Source organism: Cupriavidus sp. 96C5-1 (assembly GCF_057798855.1).
The window spans coordinates 43,396-61,772 of record NZ_JBYOJU010000044.1 but is presented as its reverse complement, the minus strand read 5'-3'; the positions used below and the strand labels follow the sequence as shown (position 1 = coordinate 61,772).

The 18,377-nt window shown below is 68.0% G+C and carries 15 protein-coding genes and 1 riboswitch; of the genes, 7 read left to right on the top strand and 8 right to left on the bottom strand.

The annotated features are described in order from the left end of the window. Positions 1-31 precede the first annotated feature (31 nt). Both hpnK and AC3FOF_RS34815 read left to right on the top strand, forming a co-directional pair. Entirely contained in the window at positions 32-853 is an 822-nt protein-coding gene (hpnK, locus tag AC3FOF_RS34820) for a hopanoid biosynthesis-associated protein HpnK (protein ID WP_276265259.1), read from the top strand. Beyond that, positions 850-1,878 carry an HpnL family protein gene (locus tag AC3FOF_RS34815; protein ID WP_488729187.1) on the top strand — a complete coding sequence of 343 codons (1,029 nt, stop codon included), beginning with the start codon at positions 850-852 and terminating at the stop codon, positions 1,876-1,878. The genes hpnK and AC3FOF_RS34815 overlap by 4 nt, the downstream gene beginning before the upstream one ends. A gap of 14 nt (positions 1,879-1,892) precedes the next feature. Here AC3FOF_RS34815 and AC3FOF_RS34810 read toward each other — a convergent pair whose 3' ends face one another. After that, entirely contained in the window at positions 1,893-2,531 is a 639-nt protein-coding gene (locus AC3FOF_RS34810; RefSeq protein ID WP_017230274.1) for a Tgt2/MlaC family protein, read from the bottom strand. Positions 2,532-2,864: 333 nt separating this feature from the next. Between AC3FOF_RS34810 and hpnN the strand changes: the two genes are divergently transcribed. Together hpnN and AC3FOF_RS34800 are read left to right on the top strand one after the other, a co-directional pair. After that, on the top strand, positions 2,865-5,531 hold the full coding sequence (hpnN, locus tag AC3FOF_RS34805) for a hopanoid transporter HpnN (protein WP_488729186.1): 2,667 nt from the start codon (positions 2,865-2,867) through the stop codon (positions 5,529-5,531). A 13-nt stretch (positions 5,532-5,544) separates the two neighbouring features. Next, complete coding sequence (locus tag AC3FOF_RS34800) at positions 5,545-6,342, top strand: MlaA family lipoprotein (protein ID WP_017225267.1); 798 nt, start codon at positions 5,545-5,547, stop codon at positions 6,340-6,342. A gap of 146 nt (positions 6,343-6,488) precedes the next feature. Here the strand turns inward: AC3FOF_RS34800 and AC3FOF_RS34795 are convergent, their stop codons facing one another. From AC3FOF_RS34795 to AC3FOF_RS34770, 6 genes are all read right to left on the bottom strand, one after another. Next, positions 6,489-7,166 (bottom strand): phosphorylase, encoded by a 678-nt coding sequence (locus AC3FOF_RS34795; RefSeq protein WP_488729197.1) that lies wholly within the window; start codon positions 7,164-7,166, stop codon positions 6,489-6,491. Between the two features lie 29 nt (positions 7,167-7,195). Continuing rightward, positions 7,196-9,211 carry a squalene--hopene cyclase gene (shc, locus tag AC3FOF_RS34790; RefSeq protein WP_488729185.1) on the bottom strand — a complete coding sequence of 672 codons (2,016 nt, stop codon included), beginning with the start codon at positions 9,209-9,211 and terminating at the stop codon, positions 7,196-7,198. Between the two features lie 82 nt (positions 9,212-9,293). Further along, on the bottom strand, positions 9,294-10,142 hold the full coding sequence (hpnD, locus tag AC3FOF_RS34785) for a presqualene diphosphate synthase HpnD (protein WP_488729184.1): 849 nt from the start codon (positions 10,140-10,142) through the stop codon (positions 9,294-9,296). A gap of 269 nt (positions 10,143-10,411) precedes the next feature. After that, positions 10,412-10,648: a hypothetical protein gene (locus tag AC3FOF_RS34780; protein ID WP_017227723.1), complete on the bottom strand. Its 237-nt coding sequence runs from the start codon at positions 10,646-10,648 to the stop codon at positions 10,412-10,414. 121 nt (positions 10,649-10,769) lie between these two features. Beyond that, positions 10,770-10,937 carry a hypothetical protein gene (locus tag AC3FOF_RS34775; RefSeq protein ID WP_276266877.1) on the bottom strand — a complete coding sequence of 56 codons (168 nt, stop codon included), beginning with the start codon at positions 10,935-10,937 and terminating at the stop codon, positions 10,770-10,772. 230 nt (positions 10,938-11,167) lie between these two features. Continuing rightward, positions 11,168-11,776 carry a hypothetical protein gene (locus AC3FOF_RS34770; RefSeq protein WP_488729183.1) on the bottom strand — a complete coding sequence of 203 codons (609 nt, stop codon included), beginning with the start codon at positions 11,774-11,776 and terminating at the stop codon, positions 11,168-11,170. A gap of 20 nt (positions 11,777-11,796) precedes the next feature. Here AC3FOF_RS34770 and AC3FOF_RS34765 point away from each other — a divergent pair, with 20 nt between their 5' ends. Then, complete coding sequence (locus tag AC3FOF_RS34765; protein WP_488729182.1) at positions 11,797-12,279, top strand: YjjA family protein; 483 nt, start codon at positions 11,797-11,799, stop codon at positions 12,277-12,279. A 54-nt stretch (positions 12,280-12,333) separates the two neighbouring features. On the opposite strand, the gene AC3FOF_RS34760 is transcribed toward AC3FOF_RS34765, so the two are convergent. Continuing rightward, complete coding sequence (locus AC3FOF_RS34760; protein ID WP_488729181.1) at positions 12,334-13,890, bottom strand: methyl-accepting chemotaxis protein; 1,557 nt, start codon at positions 13,888-13,890, stop codon at positions 12,334-12,336. Positions 13,891-14,216: 326 nt separating this feature from the next. After that, positions 14,217-14,473: riboswitch (cobalamin riboswitch) on the top strand. A gap of 124 nt (positions 14,474-14,597) precedes the next feature. On the opposite strand from AC3FOF_RS34760, the gene AC3FOF_RS34755 reads away from it, so the two are divergent. After that, complete coding sequence (locus tag AC3FOF_RS34755; RefSeq protein ID WP_488729180.1) at positions 14,598-16,850, top strand: TonB-dependent receptor; 2,253 nt, start codon at positions 14,598-14,600, stop codon at positions 16,848-16,850. A gap of 8 nt (positions 16,851-16,858) precedes the next feature. Continuing rightward, positions 16,859-18,367, top strand: a complete 1,509-nt coding sequence (locus AC3FOF_RS34750; protein ID WP_488729179.1) for a PepSY domain-containing protein — start codon at positions 16,859-16,861, stop codon at positions 18,365-18,367. The last annotated feature ends 10 nt before the right edge of the window (positions 18,368-18,377 follow it).

The window sequence follows — 18,377 nt, the reverse complement described above, 5'->3', positions numbered from 1 at the left end:
CCATCCTCCAGCGGCATCGCGGCGTGCCCTCATCATCACGGCCGACGATTTCGGCCTGCATCCCGGCGTCAACGAGGCCGTGGAGCTGGCTCACCGCGACGGCATCCTCGGCGCCGCCAGCCTGATGGTGGGGGCGAGCGCCGCCGACGACGCGGTGGCGCGCGCCCGGCGCCTGCCCGGCTTGCGCGTGGGCCTGCATGTGGTGCTGGCCGACGGCCCGGCGGTACTGCCGCCATCGTCCATTCCCGCCCTGGTGGATGCGCAGGGCCGCTTCGGTTCGGCGATGGCGCGCGACGGCTGCCGTTTCTTTTTCCTGCCCCATGTCCGGCGCCAGCTGGCCGCTGAGATCCGCGCCCAGTTCGAGGCTTTTGCCGCAACCGGGCTGATGCTGGACCACGTCAACACGCACAAGCATTTCCACCTGCACCCCACCGTGCTGTCGCTTATCCTGCGTATCGGCCGCGAATTCGGCCTGCGCGCCATGCGCCTGCCGCGCGAGACCACCGCGCCGCTGCTGCTGCGGCCCTGGCTGGCATTGCTGCGGCGCCGGCTGGACAGGGCCGGCATCGCCCACAACGATTACGTGGTCGGCATCGAGAACAGTGGCGGCATGGACGAGGCCGTCTTGCTGGCCGCGCTGGCCAGGCTGCCTCCGGGCGTGGGGGAAATCTACCTGCATCCCGGCGTGGTATCCGGCGCTGCGGTGGCGCCCACCATGCTCGGCTACCGCCACGCCGATGAACTGGCGGCGCTGCTGTCGCCCCGCGTGCGCGAGGCACTGGACCGGGCCGCGGTGCGGCACGGCGGCTTTACCGATATCTTCGGCGCGCCCGGCGCGCTGGCCTCTGCATGAAACGCCTGATTTACCTGACCGGCCTGCTCGGCATGCTGGCCCTGACCGCGCTGGTGATCCACGAGGGTGTGGGCGACGTCGCCCGCATCGTGACGCAGGCCGGCTGGCCCTTGCTGCTCCTGGTGCCCTTCCACGCCCTGCCGCTGCTGCTTGATGCACAGGGCTGGCGCGTACTGCTGAAAGCATCCGCCGACCCCGGGCAGAAGGCAGGGCTTGGTTTCCTGTGGTGGGTCGCCACTGTCCGCGAGGCGGTCAACCGCCTGCTGCCGACCGTCAGCATAGGCGGCGAACTGGTCGGCATCCGCCTGGCCCGCCTGCGTGTCGCCGACACCACGGCAGTCACTGCCAGCGTGGTGGTCGAGGTGATGGTGACGCTGTTCGCGCAGTATGTATTCTCGGCAATCGGCGTGGTGCTGCTGATGCTGGCCATGCATGGCAGCAGCCAGGCCTGGGTCATCCTGGTCGGGCTGCTGCTGTCGTTGCCGGTGCCGGTGCTGTTTGCGCTCTCCTTGCGCCACAGCGCCATATTCGAGCGGCTCGAAGGCGCCGCCCGGCGCCTGTTCGGCGGCGATCACAGGCTGGTGGCGCTGATCGATGGCGCGCGCCTGGATGCGCAGATCCGCGCGCTCAACGCGCGCCACGGCGCGCTGCTGGCGGCGCTGTGCTGGCAATTGGCCGGCCTGGTGGTGGGCGCGCTGGAGATCTGGTTCGCACTGATGGTGTTGGGCCACCCGGTGCCGTTCTGGCAGGCGCTCGCCATCGAGTCGCTGACCCAGGCGGTACGCCATGTAGCGTTCTTCGTACCGGCCGGGCTGGGTGTGCAGGAAGCGGTGGTGATGCTGCTGGGCCACCTGCTCGGCGTCGATCCGCAGGTGTCGCTGTCGCTGGCGCTGGTCAAGCGCGTGCGCGAGGTCCTGTTCGGCGTGCCCGCGCTGCTATCGTGGCAATGGCTGGAACTGGGGCGCTGGCGCCGGGGCGCCAGCGCTGCGGCGGGCAAGGCGGCGGCCCCTGGACGCGCGCCTTGAGCGCCGCCTGGCGCTCAGGCGTCGGCGGTCTGGCGCGCGTTGTGGTTGACCAGGTACTTCAGCAAGCCATCGATGCCGCCGCGCGCGACGATATCGGAGAACTGGCGGCGGTACACTTCGATCAGCCACGCGCCCATCATATTGATATCGTAGATCTTCCAGCCGTTGCCGCTGCGCTGCAGGCGGTAGTCGATCTGCATCTCGTCGCCGTTGTTGAGCACGCGCGTTTCGACCACGACATCGGTAGCGCCGCCGGCGGCCAGCGTGGGCTTGTAGCTGAACTTCACGTTCTGCTCGCGCAGTTGCGACAGCGAGACCGCGTAGCTGCGCACCAGCAAGGCCTGGAACTGCTCGTAGAGCTGCTTTTGCTGCTCGGGCGTGGCGTTGCGCCACGCGCTGCCGACCGCCAGGCGGGTGGTGCGCTCGAAATCGGTGTAGGGCAGAAACTGGCGCTCCACCACCGCCGTGATCTTGCCCAGGTCGCCGTTGCGCGTTTCGGGGTTGGATTTGATGGTGCCGATCACGCCTTCGACGGCGGCCCGCACCATGCGGTCAGGCGAGGACCTGTCCACCGTTTGCGCCTGCGCGGCGGAAATCATCGCCACCGCCGCGAGCGGGACCAGGGCCTGGAAAGCAATACCGTGTGTCTTCATGCGAATTTGGACCTGAAAATGCCAGTCGGTTCGCCGCCGGGAATGCCCGGCAGACTTGCCAAGGAAACCAATCAAAGTGCGCGGCGCGCTACGGGCGGGCGGGGCTGCGGCCCGGCCCGACAACACGCAACGAGGCAGTATAGCGTACCCGCGCGGGCGCTCGCCGCGCCCTCCAGGCCCTTGGCATCACATGACGGCGCGGCCCGGCGCCGCAACGCCATCCCGCGCCGTCCCGTTATACTCGCGGCTGCCGCTTTGCGCGCTGCCCCGCGGCCTGCTTTGTGCCCTCTACCGCGCCCCTGATTGCGCACCACATAGGTCCCCATATCGCCCATGCTGACGTCGTTGGTCATCCGCATCGTCCAATTTTCCAGCCGCCGCGCCTGGTCCGTGATCACCCTGGCGCTGTTGCTGACCGTCGTCAGCGGCGTCTATGCGGTGGGTCATTTCGCCATCAACACCGATATCAGCCGCCTGCTCCAGTCGGACCAGCCCTGGGCGCGCCGCGATGCGGCCGTCAGCGCGGCGTTTCCCCAGCGCGACCAGATGATCCTGGCCGTGGTGCAGGCGCCGGCCGGGGAATTGGCGGAAGCCGCCGCCAATGAACTGGCGGATGCGCTGAGCCACCAGGGTACACGCTTTCGCGGCGTCAGCCAGCCCGGCGGCGGCGAGTTCTTCGAACGCAACGGCCTGCTCTTCGTCGATACCGCCAAACTGCGGGATGTCACCTCGCAACTGACGCAGGCGCGGCCCCTGCTCAATGCCCTGGCGCACGATCCCACCCTGCGCGGCCTGTCCGATACGCTGGCCACCACCCTGTCGCTGCCACTGCAGCTGGGACAGGTGAAGCTGGGCGACATGGCCCGGCTGCTCGGCAGCAGCGCCCACGCCGTCGACCAGGTGCTGGCCGGCAAGCCGGCCGCGCTGTCCTGGGCCGGCCTGATCGACAGCAGCCAGCAGCCGGGCCCCGGCGGCCTCGCCAGCGCTTTCGTCGCGGTGAGCCCGGTGCTTGACTACGCCGACCTCCAGGCGGGAGCGAACTCGGCCGATGCCATCCGGGCCACGGCAACCAGGCTCGGCCTTGCCCAGCGCTACGGTGCCCAGGTGCGCCTGACCGGCGCCCAGGCATTGGCGGACGATGAATTTGCGTCGGTCAAGGAAGGGGCTGCCTTCAATGGCGTGCTGACGCTGGTGGTGGTGATCCTGATCCTGTGGCTGGCGCTGCGCTCCAAGCGGCTGATCCTGGCCGTGCTGGCCGCCCTCCTGGTGGGGCTGGCCATCACCGCCGCGCTGGGCCTGGCCATGGTCGGCGCGCTCAATATGATCTCGGTCGCCTTCGCCGTGCTGTTCGTGGGCCTGGGGGTCGACTTCGGCATCCAGTTCGGCGTGCGCTACCGCGCCGAGCGCCACAAGCACCCGGAGATCCCTGCTGCGCTCGCCAGCGCCGCGAAAGCGGTGGGCGTGCCGCTGGCGCTGGCCGCGGCTGCCACCGCGGCGGCGTTCTTCTGCTTTCTGCCCACCGACTACCGCGGCGTGGCCGAACTGGGGCAGATCGCCGGCGTGGGCATGCTGGTGGCGTTCACCACCACCATCACGCTGCTGCCGGCGCTGATCACCGTAATGCGCCCCAAGGACGAGGCGGGACGGGTCGAGGTGCCGGGCTTCAAGTGGCTGGCGCCTGCCGACATATTCTTCGAGCGCTACCGCAAACAGGTGCTGCTGGCCACCTGCGGCCTGATCCTGGCCGGGTCCCCCTTGCTCGCGTACCTGCGCTTCGATTTCGACCCGCTCCATCTCAAGGATCCGCACTCCGAATCGATGGCCACCCTGCTCTCGCTCAAGGATGCGCCTGAGGCCGGCACCGACAACGTCAGTGTGCTGGCGCCTTCATTGACGGCCGCCACGGCTATCGCCGCCCGCCTGGCGGCGCTGCCCGAAGTCGAGCGCGCCGTCACGCTGCAAACCTTCATGCCCGACGACCAGCCGGCCCGGCTCGCCTTGATCGCAGACGCCTCGGCCAGCCTCATGCCGGTGCTGACGCAAACCGTGGCCACGCCAGCCAACGACGAGCGGCGCGTCAATTCGCTCAAGAACGCGGCACGCCAGCTCGCCCTCGCCGCCGACGAGCATCCCGGCCCGGGTGCCGCCGAAGCCGCCCACCTGGCCACCGCCCTGCGCAAGCTTGCGGCCGCCGATGCCGCCACCCGCGACCGCGCGGAGCAAGCCATCGCGCTACCGCTGCGTCTTGCGCTGGCACGCCTGCAACGTGCGCTGTCACCGCAGCCGATCACCCGCGAGACGCTGCCGCCGGTGCTGGTACGCGACTGGGTCGCGCCGGACGGCAAGGCCCTGGTCAGCGTGAGCCCGAAACTCCCCGCCGCGGCCAGGCCGGGAGAGTCCTCCAGCCGCGACAGCGATGCGCGCGACGCCGCGCTCACGCGCTTCATCGATGCCGTGCAGCGCGTCGAGCCGGACGCGGTGGGCGGCCCGATCTCGATCCGGGGCTCCGCCGACACCATCATGACGGCCTTTGCCCAGGCAGGCGTCTGGGCCGTGCTGTCGATCACCGTGTTGCTCTGGGTCACGCTGCGCCGCGTGGGCGACGTGCTGCGCACGCTGGTACCGCTGCTGGTATCCGCACTGGTCACGCTGGAGCTGTGCGTGGTGTTCGGCATCCCGCTGAATTTTGCCAATGTGATCGCCCTGCCCCTGCTGTTCGGCATCGGCGTAGCCTTCAAGATCTACTATGTCCTTGCCTGGCGCGAGGGCAAGACGCACCTGCTGCAATCCCCGCTCACCCACGCCGTGCTCTACAGCGCAGCCACCACCGCCACCGCCTTCGGCAGCCTGTGGCTGTCCCAGCATCCGGGCACGGCCAGCATGGGCAAGCTGCTGGCACTGGCACTGGCATGCACGCTGGTCGGTGCCGTATTCTTCCAGCCGATCCTGATGGGACGGCCGCGCGCGCGGTCGGTACCCGCGACAGGACGAGTTCACTGACGCCTCTCCCCCCATGACGAACCGCCTCGACCCCCGCCCCTCCCGCTTACTGCCAGCGCTGTCGCTCTCCCTGCTGGCCACGGCTTGCGCCACTGGCCCGCAGGCCAGCCCGGACGACCCCCTGGAGCCGCTGAACCGCGTTGTCTTCAAGGTCAACGACAAGGCCGACGAGTATGTAGCAATCCCGCTGGCCAAAGGCTATCGCGCCGTCACGCCGCAGCCGGTGCGCACCGCTGTCACCAATTTCTATTCGAACCTCGGCGACGTCGGCAATATGGTCAACAACCTGCTGCAAGGCAAGGGCGTGGACGCAGCGGAAAGCTTTATGCGGGTGGCGGTCAATTCGGTGCTCGGCATCGGCGGCCTGATCGACATCGCCACGCCGGCCGGGCTGAGCAAGCACTCCCAGGACTTCGGCCTGACGCTCGGCGTGTGGGGCGTGCCCTCCGGCCCCTACCTGGTCTTGCCGCTATTTGGCCCCAGCTCCATCCGCGACGGCCTGGGGCTTTATGTGAATTTCCAGTTCTCCCCCACCACCTACGTCAACAGCAACCTGCGCTATGGCCTGTATGGCCTGGCCTTCCTCGATGCGCGGACCAACGCGCTTGGCGCCACCGATCTGCTGGCGCTGGCGGCGCTGGACAAGTACAGCTTTGTGCGGGATGGCTACCTGCAGCGCAGGCGCTATCTGATTGAAGGCGGCCAGGGGAAGCTGCCGGATTATGGCGATACGGAAGAAGCGCCTGCCGGTGGGGGAAACAAGGGAACCGAGGGAAGCAAGGGCACCGAGGGGGAAGAGAAGAAGCCCTGAACCCGGCTTTACCCTGCTTTGCCTGGCTTCACGCTCCCTGCCCAGGGACGTGAAGCAGGGCTGGAGAGCTTGATTCCGGCTTCCGGGCTACCGGCGTAGGCATTCCGGCGCTCCCGCCCGAGGCAAGCCGAAAGGTTGAATGCCGATCAAGGCAGCCCGAACCCCACCCCAAGCTTGCCTCTGACACGCTCCAAAGCGGTCCTCGCCACCCGCGCATCCCGCCCCAGCCGGATCAGATCCGGCACCTGCCAGGGTCCGGCCAGCAAGCCCTTCAGCAACGCCCACATATCGGTGCTGCCGTCAGCCCCCATGGCAGCCACGGCCGCTGGCGGCACCTGCCGTCCAGCCGGGTCGATCACCACACGGCATGCCGCAAAGGGCAAGCCATGCTCCTGAGCCACCCGCGCCGCGATATGTGACTCCATATCGACCGCCAGCGCGCCACTGGCTGCATGCAGCGCAGCCTTGCCGGCAATGGAAGTCACGGCCCCGTCAGTACCGGCAAGAACGCCGGACAGGGCTTCAGGCAAGGCGAGGCAAAGTGCCTGTGACCAGTTCGCATCGACAGGCAAGCGAATGCCGCCATCGCAAACCCCGGTGGCAACGATCACCCTGCCGGGCGACAACGCGGGATCCAGCCCGCCAGCCACGCCAAAGCTGACCACGCCGGCACAAGGGCGCGCCAGGCGCTGCCGCAGGGCTTGCGCCAGTGCTTCGGCACGGTGTCCATGGAGCGTTTCCACGCCCGCGCCGGCGGCGATGCGGGCCTCGAATCCCATGCCCGTCACCACCAGCGCCGGCGCGGCGCCGCGCCCTTGCGGCAAGCGCGCCGACCCGCCGGGACCCGCTGCGGTCACATCCCCCACGCCACGGCCCGTGTACCGTCGCGCCGCAGGTTGCGGTAGCGGGCCACCGCCCAGAGCGGGAAGAAGCGGGCGTAGCCGTGGTAACGCAGGTAGAACACGCGCGGGAAGCCCACGGCGGTGAAGCGGGCCTCTTTCCACAGGCCGTCGGCCTGCTGCGTGCGCACCAGGTATTCGATCCCCCGGGCCACCGCGGGATGATCGACCTCGCCGGCCGCCATCAGGCCCAACACGGCCCAGGCGGTTTGCGACGGCACGCTTGGCGCGGGCTCGTAGCCCTGGTAGTCGAGGCGGTAGCTGCTGCCATCCTCGCCCCAGCCGCCGTCGGCGTTCTGGATCGAGACCAGCCAGTCGGCGGCGCGGCGCATTTCCGGCGCCTCGGGAGCCAGGCCGGCGGCGTTCAGCGCGCACAGCGCACTCCAGGTGCCATAGATGTAGTTCGTGCCCCAGCGGCCGTACCAGCTGCCATCGGCCATCTGCTCGTCGAGCAGGTAACGCAGCGCGCGCTTGAACGCGCCGCTGCTGGCAGCGGATTCGCCCAGTTGCGCCAGCATCGACAGGCAGCGCGCCGAGACATCGGCGGTGGGCGGGTCGAGCAGCGCGCCGTGGTCGGAGAAGGGAATGTTGTTCAGGTATTCGTGCGTATTCTCGGGCTCGAACGCACCCCAGCCGCCGTTGCCGCTCTGCATGCCGGCAATCCACTCGCGCGCGCGCGATACGGCTTCGGCATAGCGCTCGCGATAGCTGGCCGGCGCGACCGCCGGCGCCGCAGCGCCGGCGCGCGCCGCGCGGTCCATTGCCATGGCGACCACGGCAGTATCGTCGACATCCGGGTAGTGCGGATTGGCGTACTGGAACGCCCAGCCGCCGGGGCGCACGTCAGGACGACGCACCACCCAGTCGCCGCGCACGTCCAGCACCTGCAAGGGACGCAGCCATTGCAGGCCGCGCTCGGCAGCCGCCTCGGCGCGCGCGCCTCCGACTTCAAGCAGGGCATGGCTGGCGAGCGAGGTGTCCCACACCGGCGACAGGCACGGCTGGCAATAGGCTTCGTCGCCGTGCACCACCAGCAGCTTCTCAATGGATGCACGCGCCACCGCCACGTCGGCATCGGTGCGCGGTACGCCCAGCACATCGAACATCATCACGGCATTCGCCATGGCCGGGAAGATGGCGCCCAGGCCATCCTCGCCGTTCAGCCGTTCGCGCACGAACTGTTCCGCACGGGCGACGGCGCGCTGGCGCAGGCCACGGGGGAACAGCGGCTCCGCCACGCGCAGCCCGGCGTCGAGCACGCGGAACACGCCGAACCAGACGCGATTCTGATGCGGTGCCCGCGGCGCCAGGCGGGCTGCCTGGCACGGACGGACAAACAATTCGTCGATGCCGACGCCGCGCGGATTCCTTGCCTGGGGGCGCAGGCTGTTGAGCACCAGCAGCGGCACGATCACCGTGCGGGCCCAGTAGGCCACCTTGGACAGATGGAACGGGAACCAGAGCGGCAGCAGCATGATCTCGACCGGCATCATCGGCACCGCCTGCCACGGCATCACGCCATACAGCGCGAGCAGCGTGCGGGTGAAGACATTGCTGGCCTCCGCCCCGCCCATCGCGTGGATGGACTCGCGGGCACGCCGCATATGCTCGGCATCGGTGTCGTCGCCGATCATCTTGAGGGCGAAATACGCCTTCACGCTGGCGCTGATGTCGGAGCCACCCTGATGGAACAGCGGCCAGCCGCCGTCGGCGTTCTGGATCCGGCGCAGATAGCGCGCGATACGCGCTTCCAGCACGTTATCCGCGGTTTCGCCCAGATAATGGACCAGCAGTACATATTCGGCCGGGATCGTGGCATCCGCCTCCAGCTCGAATACCCAGTGGCCATCGGGCCGCTGGGTTGCCAGCAAGGCGTCCAGCGCGCGGCTGAGCGTGCCTTCCAGCTCGCCGTGCTCCGGCGCACCCTGTTCAGCCACAAGCGGCTTAGGGGACAGTACAACTTGGCTCATCGGTCTCGATGCCCTCTCTTCAACAACGCAACAACTGCAACAACTGCAATACCGCAGGTCCGCAAACCCGTTCGGGATCGCCTCAGACGAAGCCGTGCCGCAGCAGAATCCACAGCAGGCGCGGGCGCGGCACCCGGACCCGCGCCCGCGGGCTGGCCCAGCCGCGGGCCAGCAAACGCCGCAGGACGACGTGGTAGACCTCGCCCATGATGCGCGGCGAGCGCACCACACGGCGCGGGCAACCCGCCATGATAGCGAAAGCTTCGACATAGTGCGCCTGAGCCTGCCGCGCCACTTCGAGGCAGGTCTGGCCAATGGCGGGATGCCCGACGATCGCGTGCGGCGTGCCGATCGGCACGCCCGCGTTCGCCAATGCCTCGGCAGGCAGGTACACGCGGCCCAGTCCCGCATCTTCGTCGATATCGCGCAGGATATTGGTCAACTGCAGCGCGCGGCCGAGATGATGGGCCAGCGCGATGCCGCTATCGCGTTCCATGCCGAACACGCGCACGGCAAGCCGCCCCACGGCGCTTGCCACGCGATCGCAATAGAGATCGAGGGTGGCGGCATCCGGCGCGCGGATATCGGCAAGGACATCCATGGCCATGCCGTCGATCACCGCAAGGAAATCATCCTGAATCAGCCCGAAGCGCTGGATCTGGGTGGCCAGTCCACGCAACGCGGACGGCGGCGCGCCGGCATAGCATGCGGCAAGATCCGCGCGCCAGGCGTCCAGCCCGGCAAGGCGCGCGGCGCGCGGGCCATCGCCATCGGCGATATCGTCGACGGCGCGGCAAAAGCCATAGATCTCGAACATCGCCTCGCGCTGCGCGGCGGGCAGGATCTTCAGGGCGGCGTGGAATGAACTGCCGGAGGATACGGCATTGCCCGCCAGGGGGACGTTTTGCACTGCGATTTCGGTTCCGGCCACGTAACTCCTCGTCACGCGTGAACCGCCCTGCTGCGGAATGCCTTGCCGGGCCCTTGCCTCGGCACGGCATGCGCGCGGCACAAGGCGGCGTGTTTGCGATGGGGGGCGATTATACCAAGTCTGGCCATGGGCAAGGCCGGCAGGCGGTGAAGAGGCGTCGAGGGATGGATCGGAAAAATGCTGCAAAAGACATGTTCTTCATTCCACCGCGCCCCGTGGAAGATAGTGCCTCATAAGACACAGCGCAAGCCGATATTGCTGGCTAGCGCCTATTTGGCGCGCGGGACGAGGATGCGGGACTCGATCACAAAGGCCCCGCGCTCGGGGTCATAGCGCGCCCATTCAACGAGATGCACGCAGCTTTCGCGATTTTCGAGGTTTCTGCCACGCTCTCCATGGGCAAACCTGCCGCGCTCGGTTTCGGCCGCGGCGTGCATGCGCCGCAAGTCTGCCAGGACAAGCGGCGAGATGCGTTCAAGTAACCGGCTGGACCTCAGCTTGTTCATGGCGGCCTCCTCCCAACGCATCCTTTGACGGATATCCTCAGTGTAGACCGCCGGCCCGGGTGTTTAATGTGGTCCGGAGCACGCACCGGCGCAGTTTTTCTTCATGCGCGGCGCGGCCCGGTCAGCTCGTGGCAGCCCGGGCGTAGCGCTGCCGCGGCACGGGCAATGCCTTCAACTGCTCGCGGCGAATCCGGATGGCTTCCTCGTTGCCGCGCTTGATGGCGGCGCGCAGGTTCAGCACTGCCTTGCGATACTTCTTCTTTTTTCTGACGCTGGTGGTGATGGCCATGGTGGTCCGTGTCCTCGCTCTGGCTTCAGGAGACTGCACAGGCACGCATGCCCGTTCCTCCAGGCAAACCGCGCCGCTGACGGCCGCGCGCTGCCGCGCCCGGCCGAAACGCTAGTGAAAGCCGATTCGACCTGCTCGTCAAGACGCGGTGCCGCGTAGCGCTTCCGCCGATGGCGGGCCCGTTGCGATTCTCATGGCGGGGAGAGCCGCCAGCGGCGGCCCCGGTTTCCTCAGGCACCCGACGCCACGGTCACGAACACCGGATTCGAATAGAACCAGAGATCGTTGTAGTTGCGCGCGTTGATGGCATTGAAGCGCGCCGTGTTCTCCACGATATCCGTCTTCGCGTCGGGCAGCGGATTGCCATTCGCCGTCTCGCCCGGCACGTTCATGCCGAGGTTGGTGCCACGCAGGCGGAAATACTGGCTCCTGCTTGCCTTGAAGGTGTAGCTCACGGCGTTGTAGCCGTCCTTGTCCTGCTTCCAGTCGGCCTTGGTGAAGGTGGCGATCACCTTGGTGGAGTCGTTGGTCTCCTTGCTGTAGGCAGGCGTGCCGGGCTGCGCGCGGCCGGTGACGTCCCCTGCGATCAGGTCGATGTGGTCGACCGTCGGCCTCACGTTGACGTTGGCGCCGCTGTCGAGCGGATACTCGAAGTTGTTCCGGTCCGGGCTCTTGAAGCGGATGGTCACGGTGACGCTGTCGCCGGCCTTCGCCTTGAGCTCGCCGCCCATTTCGCCCTTCGCGCCGCCCGCGGCGAGATTGAAGTCCAGCGCGTTGATCAGGTCGCCGAACACCGAGAACGCCTTGCCGGCAAGCACTATAGTGAAAGCTGTTTTCACCACCCCAAGAGGAACGCCGCATGAACGCCAGCATCTATCGCACCACTGCCGTGACGATCCTGATCGCTATGCTGCTGCCGGTGGCGGCCGCGCATGCGCAGCTCGGGGACATGCTCAAGGACAAGCTGGGCGGCGCGGCGCAGGGCGCCGGGAGCACCTCGTCCGGTGGGCTCGGTGGCCTTGGCGGCAGCCTGGGAGGAATGGGCGGCACGCCATCGCTGCAATCGCTGACTTCGGGCAGCACCGGCAACGTCGCCGGCGTGCTGGAATTCTGCATCAAGAACAACTATCTCAGCGGCGGCGGCGCCGCTTCGCTGAAGGACAAGCTTGTGGGCAAGCTCGGCGGCTCGCCCGCTTCGGATAGCGGCTATGGCGATGGCGCCAAGGGCATCCTGCACAGCAGCGACGGCCAGCAGCTCGACCTGAGCGGCGGCGGCCTCAAGGCGCAGGTCACCAAGCAGGTCTGCGACAAGATTCTCGCCCAGGGCAAATCGCTGCTATAGGCGGGATGCCAGCCGCCTCGCCGCAGGCGGCGCACAGGGCATCGACGGCGCCGCTCAGGCTGGCGACAGCCTGAAAGCGGACACCGCATGGTGCAACGCGCCCGCCTGGTCCTCCAGCGAGGCCGCCGCGGCACTCGCCTGCTCGACCAGCGCCGCGTTCTGCTGCGTCATCTGGTCCATCTGCGACACCGCGCGATTGACCTCTTCGATGCCCGTGCGCTGCTCGGCAGTGGCCGAGGCAATGCCGTCCATGATGGCGGTCACGCGACTGACCGCGTTGACGATCTCGGCCATGGTCTGCCCGGCCTGCTCGACCAGGGCCGAGCCGCTGTCGACCTGGCCCACCGATTCGACGATCAGCGTCTTGATCTCCTTGGCCGCGCCCGCGCTGCGCTGCGCCAGGTTGCGCACCTCGCCGGCCACCACGGCAAAGCCGCGCCCCTGCTCGCCGGCACGCGCGGCTTCCACCGCGGCGTTCAGCGCCAGGATATTGGTCTGGAAGGCAATGCCGTCGATCACGCCGATGATGTCGTTGATCTTGCGCGAGCTGGCGGTGATGCCGCGCATCTTGTCCACTACCTGGCTGACCACGCTGCCGCCCTGCTGCGCGATCTGCGAGGCATCGGACACGTACTGGCTGGCCTCGTTGGCATTGTCGGCATTCTGGCGCACCGTGGCGGTGATCTGCTCCATGCTGGCGGCGGTTTGCTGCAGCGAGGCGGCCTGCTGCTCGGTACGGCCCGACAGGTCGGTATTGCCCGCTGCGATTTCCTGAGCCGCCGAGCTGATGGAATCCGCCGATCGCTGGATCCCGGCCACCGTGCTCGCGAGCTGGTCGCGCATATGCCCGATCGCATACATCAGGCTGGAGCGGTCATCCGGGTCGGTCGCGACGCGCGCCGTGAGGTCGCCACTGGCCATGCGCAAGGCGAGCGCGGCCGCGGTGGCGGGTTCGCCGCCGACCGAGCGCTGGATGCTGCGGATCAGCGTCGTGGCCACCACGGAAATCGCAATGCCGAGCAGCACCAGCAGCCCGAGCGAGCGATACAGCGACGAGCGGAACTGCGCCTCCACGTCATCCATATACGTGCCCGCGACGAGGTCCCAGCCCCAGGGCTTGTAGCGCGCCACATAGCCGATCTTCGGGCTCGGCTGGTCACTGCCGGGCTTGGGCCACCAGTAGTCCAGAGCGCCCGCGCCTTCCGGCGAAGCGCCGCGCGCGGCGATGTCGGCATACAAGGCATTGCCCTTGGCATCCTTGAAGTCGGCCATGTTCTTGCCATTCAGCTTGGCGTTGATGGGATGCATCACCAGCACCGAATCCGCGCCGACGATCGTGATATAGCCATCCTTGCCATAGCGTTGCGCGGCAATGCGGGCAATGGCCTGGGCCTTGGCGTCGGCTTCGGACAATTTGCCCTGGCGAGCCTGCTCGGCGTAGTCGCGTACCAGCGAGAGCGACATATCGACAATATTCGCCAGCTCCCCGCGGCGGTCCGCCATCTGCAGTTCGCGGGTCTGGAATGCATGCATCACAGTCAGCAGCAGCAGGCCAAGCCAGGCCAGCACAAGAGGAATCCACAGCTTCTTTCGCAAGGTCAGACGATTCATGGCGTTCTATTTGATGGACAGGTACCGGCCATGCGGGAGGCATGCGGCATCACTGGATAACGGAAGGTACTCCCGCCTTCTTTAACGTCCGACGAAACCAGACAGAATAAAAAAAACAAAAATCGACGTAGATGAGGCAAGAAACACGAAGATGGCCACGCGATGCATCAACCTCGCCTCCCGGCTCCCGGCTGGCGCATGCCTTCCCGCCGTCAAAGCCGAGCGCGGCCGGACCATGCCTGGGAAAATATGCATGCCAAAGCACCCCGGAATACGGCTACAATCCGCCTCGCAACCCTTTCGCATTTGCAATTGACTTGCAACTGGGCTGCCAATGGTTCGAAGGTGCCCCCGCATGCGTCGCGCGGCGGGGGTTAAACGGGAAACAGGTGCGCCGCCGGCCATGCCGCGGTCAATCCTGTGCTGCCCCCGCAACGGTCAGCAGGTAGAAAGGTGTCAGGCCGCGCCAGCTGGCGGCGGCAGCCACTGCGCATCATGCGTGGGAAGGCGACACCCCGGACGCGCCCATGCGGAAAGCGCCCCTCCTGCGAGCCCGGATACCGGCCTTCGACCGATCACCGAGGCTGCGGACGGGCGGCCAGGCGTGAGACGGCCCGCTCTGCGCCGGCCGTCCCTGCGCGTTCGTCCGCGGCTTGTTCGTTTATTGCCGCCGGGCGGGGTCGCCCGCGGTCAACGATGGAAGGCCCATGTCCGCGCGCCCTCGCATTGCCCGCACCGCCGGGTCCGGTTCATTCAGGCAGCGTTACGCTCGCCCTTCGCGCAAGCTGGCGCATCACTGCGCGCTTGCGCTCTCGCTCGGGGCCTTTGCCTCGCTCGGCACGGACGCGGCCTGGGCCGCGGACGACACGCAAACCGCCGAACGTCCGCAATCGCGGTCTTCCCGCAAAGACGGCACGGTGCTGCCGCCGGTGGTGGTCAGCAGCAGCGCGCAGCCGCCCACCCTGGCACTATCGGAACCCGCCAGCACCGGCAGCCGGCTCGGCCTGACCCCGCTCGAGACACCCGCCAGCGTGGAAGCGCTCTCCGGCGAGACCGTGCGCGAGCGCGGCGACCTGTCGGTGCGCGAGGCCGTTTCCCGCGCTACCGGCATCACCGCCAACGGTACCCCGGGCAATGGCGGCACGGCGCTCACGGCGCGCGGTTTCTCCGGACAGGGTTCGGTGATGCAGCTATATGACGGCACGCGCCTTTACGTAGCTTCCGGCACGGTCACCTTTCCCTTCGATACGTGGTCGGCGGACCGCATCGAAGTCCTGCGCGGCGCGGCTTCGGTCATGGTTGGCGAAGGCGCGATCGGCGGCGTGGTCAACGTCATCCCCAAGAAGCCGCTGCGCGCGCCGGTCGCCAACGAACTGCAGGTCACCGGCGGCACCCAGCGCACCGCGCGCGCCGCCTTCGACAGCGGTGGCGCGGTCAACGAGAACCTCTCCTACCGCTTCAATGCCAGCTACGGCCGCTCCGGCGGCTGGGTGGATCGGGGCGACTCGCGCGCCACCGCAGTGTCGGCGGCGGTACGGCTGGACGTGTCGCCGGCATTCAATGTGACGCTGTCCCATGACGACGGCGACCAGCACCCGATGCAATACTTCGGCACGCCGCTGGTCGACGGCAGCCTGGACACCACGCTGCGCAAGAAGAACTACAACGCAGGCGACAGCGAGATCACCTATCGCGACCGCTGGACCCGGCTCGCCGCGCAATGGCAGCCCAATGAGCGCGTCACGGTGCGCAACCAGTTCTACTACCTCACCAGCCAGCGCCACTGGCGCAACGCCGAGTCCTACACGTTCCTGCCGGCGAGCGGCCAGGTGCGCCGCACCGACTACCTGGAGATCCTGCACGACCAGGAACAGGTGGGCGACCGTGCCGACCTGAAGATCGACGGGCAACTGTTCGGCATGGCCAATACCGCCATGGCGGGATTCGATGTCAACCGCATCCACTTCACCAACAGCAGCAACTCGCCCTATGGCGGCACATCCACCGTGGGTGCGTGGCAGTTCGATCCGGGCCAGTTCATCAACCCGCCTGGCATCGCCACCTCGCCGCGCTTTCGCACCCACACCACGCAATACGCGCTGTTCGGCGAGGACCGTCTCAAGCTGACCCGGCAATGGTCGGTGATCGGCGGCGTACGGCTCGACCACGCAGAACTGGAACGCGGTAACCTGGTGAGCGGCGACGCCTGGCGCCGCACCTTCAACAACATTACCTGGCGCGCGGGCACGGTTTACGCGTTCACGCCGGCACTCTCGGCCTACGCGCAGTACGCCACCGCCACCGATCCGCTGAACGCGCTGGTCTCCACCTCCGATGCGCAGAAGGACTTCAAGCTCGCCACCGGGCGGCAGATCGAGGCCGGGGTCAAGCAATCGTTCTGGAACCAGCGGGGCGAATGGACCTTTGCCGCCTACCAGATCGTCAAGAAGAACCTGCTCACCCCCGACGCCAGCAATCCAACGCTGTCGGTGCAGGCGGGCCAGCAGTCCTCGCGCGGACTGGAAGCGTCGGTCAGCGTCGAGCTGACGCGCGGCCTGCGCCTGGACGCCAACGGGACGGTGCTGCGTGCCCGCTTCGACGACTTCGCGGAGAAGGTGAACGGCGCGCTGGTCTCGCGCAACGGCAGCATTCCGGCAAACGTACCGCAGCAGGCGGCCAACCTGTGGCTGACGTGGGCCTTCGCGCCGCAATGGCAGCTTGGCAGCGGCCTGCGCTACGTGGGCAAGCGCTACTCCAACAACGCCAATACGGCATCCATGCCATCGTACACGGTGGTGGATGCCTCGCTGCAATGGCGCGTGTCGCGCAGGACGGCGCTGACGCTGCGGGTCTATAACCTGTTCAACCGCGACTACGCCGAATCCTTCGGCAACAGCGGCGCCCAGTGGCTGCTGGGACGTCCGCGCGCGGCTGAGCTGTCGGCCAGCTTCTACTTCTGAGCCAGGCCATGGCGAGCACGTCCCTGTCCTGGCGGGAATCCTGCTGGCGCTTCACGCGCCGCTGGCTCTATCTGGTGCACCGCTGGGCCGGCATCGCCGGCTGCCTGCTGATCGCCATGTGGTTCCTCTCGGGACTGGTGATGATGTACGTGGCCTTTCCCGCGCTAAGCGACGCCGAGCGCCTTGCCGGACTGCCGCCGCTGGACCTGCGCGCGGTGCGGGTCTCGCCCGATGCCGCGATGGCCGGCGCGGGCCTGGCCCGTTTTCCCCGCAGCCTGCGGCTGGAGATGATGGGTGGCCGGCCGGCCTATCGCATGATCGACTGGGACGGCAAACCCCATACGGTCTCGGCGCTCGACGCGGCCCGCATCGAATCCGTGGATGCCCCAGCCGCGCAGGAGATCGCCCGGCGCTTCGCCGGCGCGGCCGCCGCGCGCTGGGTCGAAACCGCCGAGCGCGACCAATGGACCGTGCCCAACGGGCTCAATGCCTGGCGCCCGCTGCATCGCATCGCGCTGGACGACGCCGCCGGCACCGAGCTGTATGTCTCCGCGCGCACCGGTGAAGTGATGCGCGACACCAATCGCGCGGAGCGCTTCTGGAACTGGCTCGGCGCGGTGCCGCACTGGCTGTATTTCACGCCGGTGCGGGCCGATCCGCCGCTTTGGCGCCAGGTGGTGCTGTGGACGTCCGGCGTGTGCATCGCGGTGGCGGTCAGCGGCATCTGGATCGGCTGGCTGCGGCTGCGCGTGCGCCGCCGCTTCGCGCATGGCAGCGCCGGCGGCACCTCGCCCTATCGCGGCTGGATGGCCTGGCACCATATCGCGGGGCTGGCCGGTTCGCTGTTCCTGCTGGCATGGCTGGCAAGCGGCTGGCTATCGGTCAATCCCAACCAGTGGTTTCCGGGCCGGGCATTTACGCAGCCGGCGCTGGAACGCTATGCGGGGCAGGTCCTGCCGCACTTCCCGCCTGGCGACCGGCGCGCGCTGGCCCAGGCGACCGGGCCGCGGGAGATACGCATGGCCTGGCAAGCCGGACTGCCGGTATGGCTGGTGGCAACGGCCGATGCCGGGACTGTCACGACGCGGGCTTATCGTGCCGACACGGGCCGCCCGCTGGCGCTGTCCGCCGAGACGCTCACCGAGGCCGCCGCACGGCTGGTCCCGGGCGCGCGGATCGCCGGCAGCGAATGGCTGACGCAGCACGACGCCTACTGGTACGGCCACCACCAGCCGCGCAAGCTGCCAGTGCTGCGCGTACGCTTTGACGATGCGGCCCGGACGTGGGCGTATATCGACCCCGCCAACGGCAACCTGCTGGGCCGCAGCGACAGCAGCCGGCGTGCCTACCGATGGCTGTTCAATGCCTCGCACAGCTGGGACTTTGGCTGGCTGCTGCGCTATCGCCCCGCCTGGGACATCGTGGTCTGCTTGCTTTCGATCGCCGGGCTGGTAGTCTCCGTCAGTGGCGTGGTGATCGGATGGCGCAGATTGTTTCGCGGGCGCCGCCGGGCTTGAAAGCCGGCCG

Excerpts from the sequence above, each read along its gene's own strand:
- AC3FOF_RS34760 (WP_488729181.1), bottom strand. The coding sequence starts at position 13,890 with ATGAATCGTCTGACCTTGCGAAAGAAGCTGTGGATTCCTCTTGTGCTG.
- AC3FOF_RS34810 (WP_017230274.1), bottom strand. The coding sequence starts at position 2,531 with ATGAAGACACACGGTATTGCTTTCCAGGCCCTGGTCCCGCTCGCGGCG.
- AC3FOF_RS34775 (WP_276266877.1), bottom strand. The coding sequence starts at position 10,937 with ATGGCCATCACCACCAGCGTCAGAAAAAAGAAGAAGTATCGCAAGGCA.
- AC3FOF_RS34800 (WP_017225267.1), top strand. The coding sequence starts at position 5,545 with ATGACGAACCGCCTCGACCCCCGCCCCTCCCGCTTACTGCCAGCGCTG.
- AC3FOF_RS34780 (WP_017227723.1), bottom strand. The coding sequence starts at position 10,648 with ATGAACAAGCTGAGGTCCAGCCGGTTACTTGAACGCATCTCGCCGCTT.
- AC3FOF_RS34750 (WP_488729179.1), top strand. The coding sequence starts at position 16,859 with ATGGCGAGCACGTCCCTGTCCTGGCGGGAATCCTGCTGGCGCTTCACG.
- AC3FOF_RS34765 (WP_488729182.1), top strand. The coding sequence starts at position 11,797 with ATGAACGCCAGCATCTATCGCACCACTGCCGTGACGATCCTGATCGCT.
- AC3FOF_RS34815 (WP_488729187.1), top strand. The coding sequence starts at position 850 with ATGAAACGCCTGATTTACCTGACCGGCCTGCTCGGCATGCTGGCCCTG.
- shc (WP_488729185.1), bottom strand. The coding sequence starts at position 9,211 with ATGAGCCAAGTTGTACTGTCCCCTAAGCCGCTTGTGGCTGAACAGGGT.
- hpnN (WP_488729186.1), top strand. The coding sequence starts at position 2,865 with ATGCTGACGTCGTTGGTCATCCGCATCGTCCAATTTTCCAGCCGCCGC.
- AC3FOF_RS34755 (WP_488729180.1), top strand. The coding sequence starts at position 14,598 with ATGTCCGCGCGCCCTCGCATTGCCCGCACCGCCGGGTCCGGTTCATTC.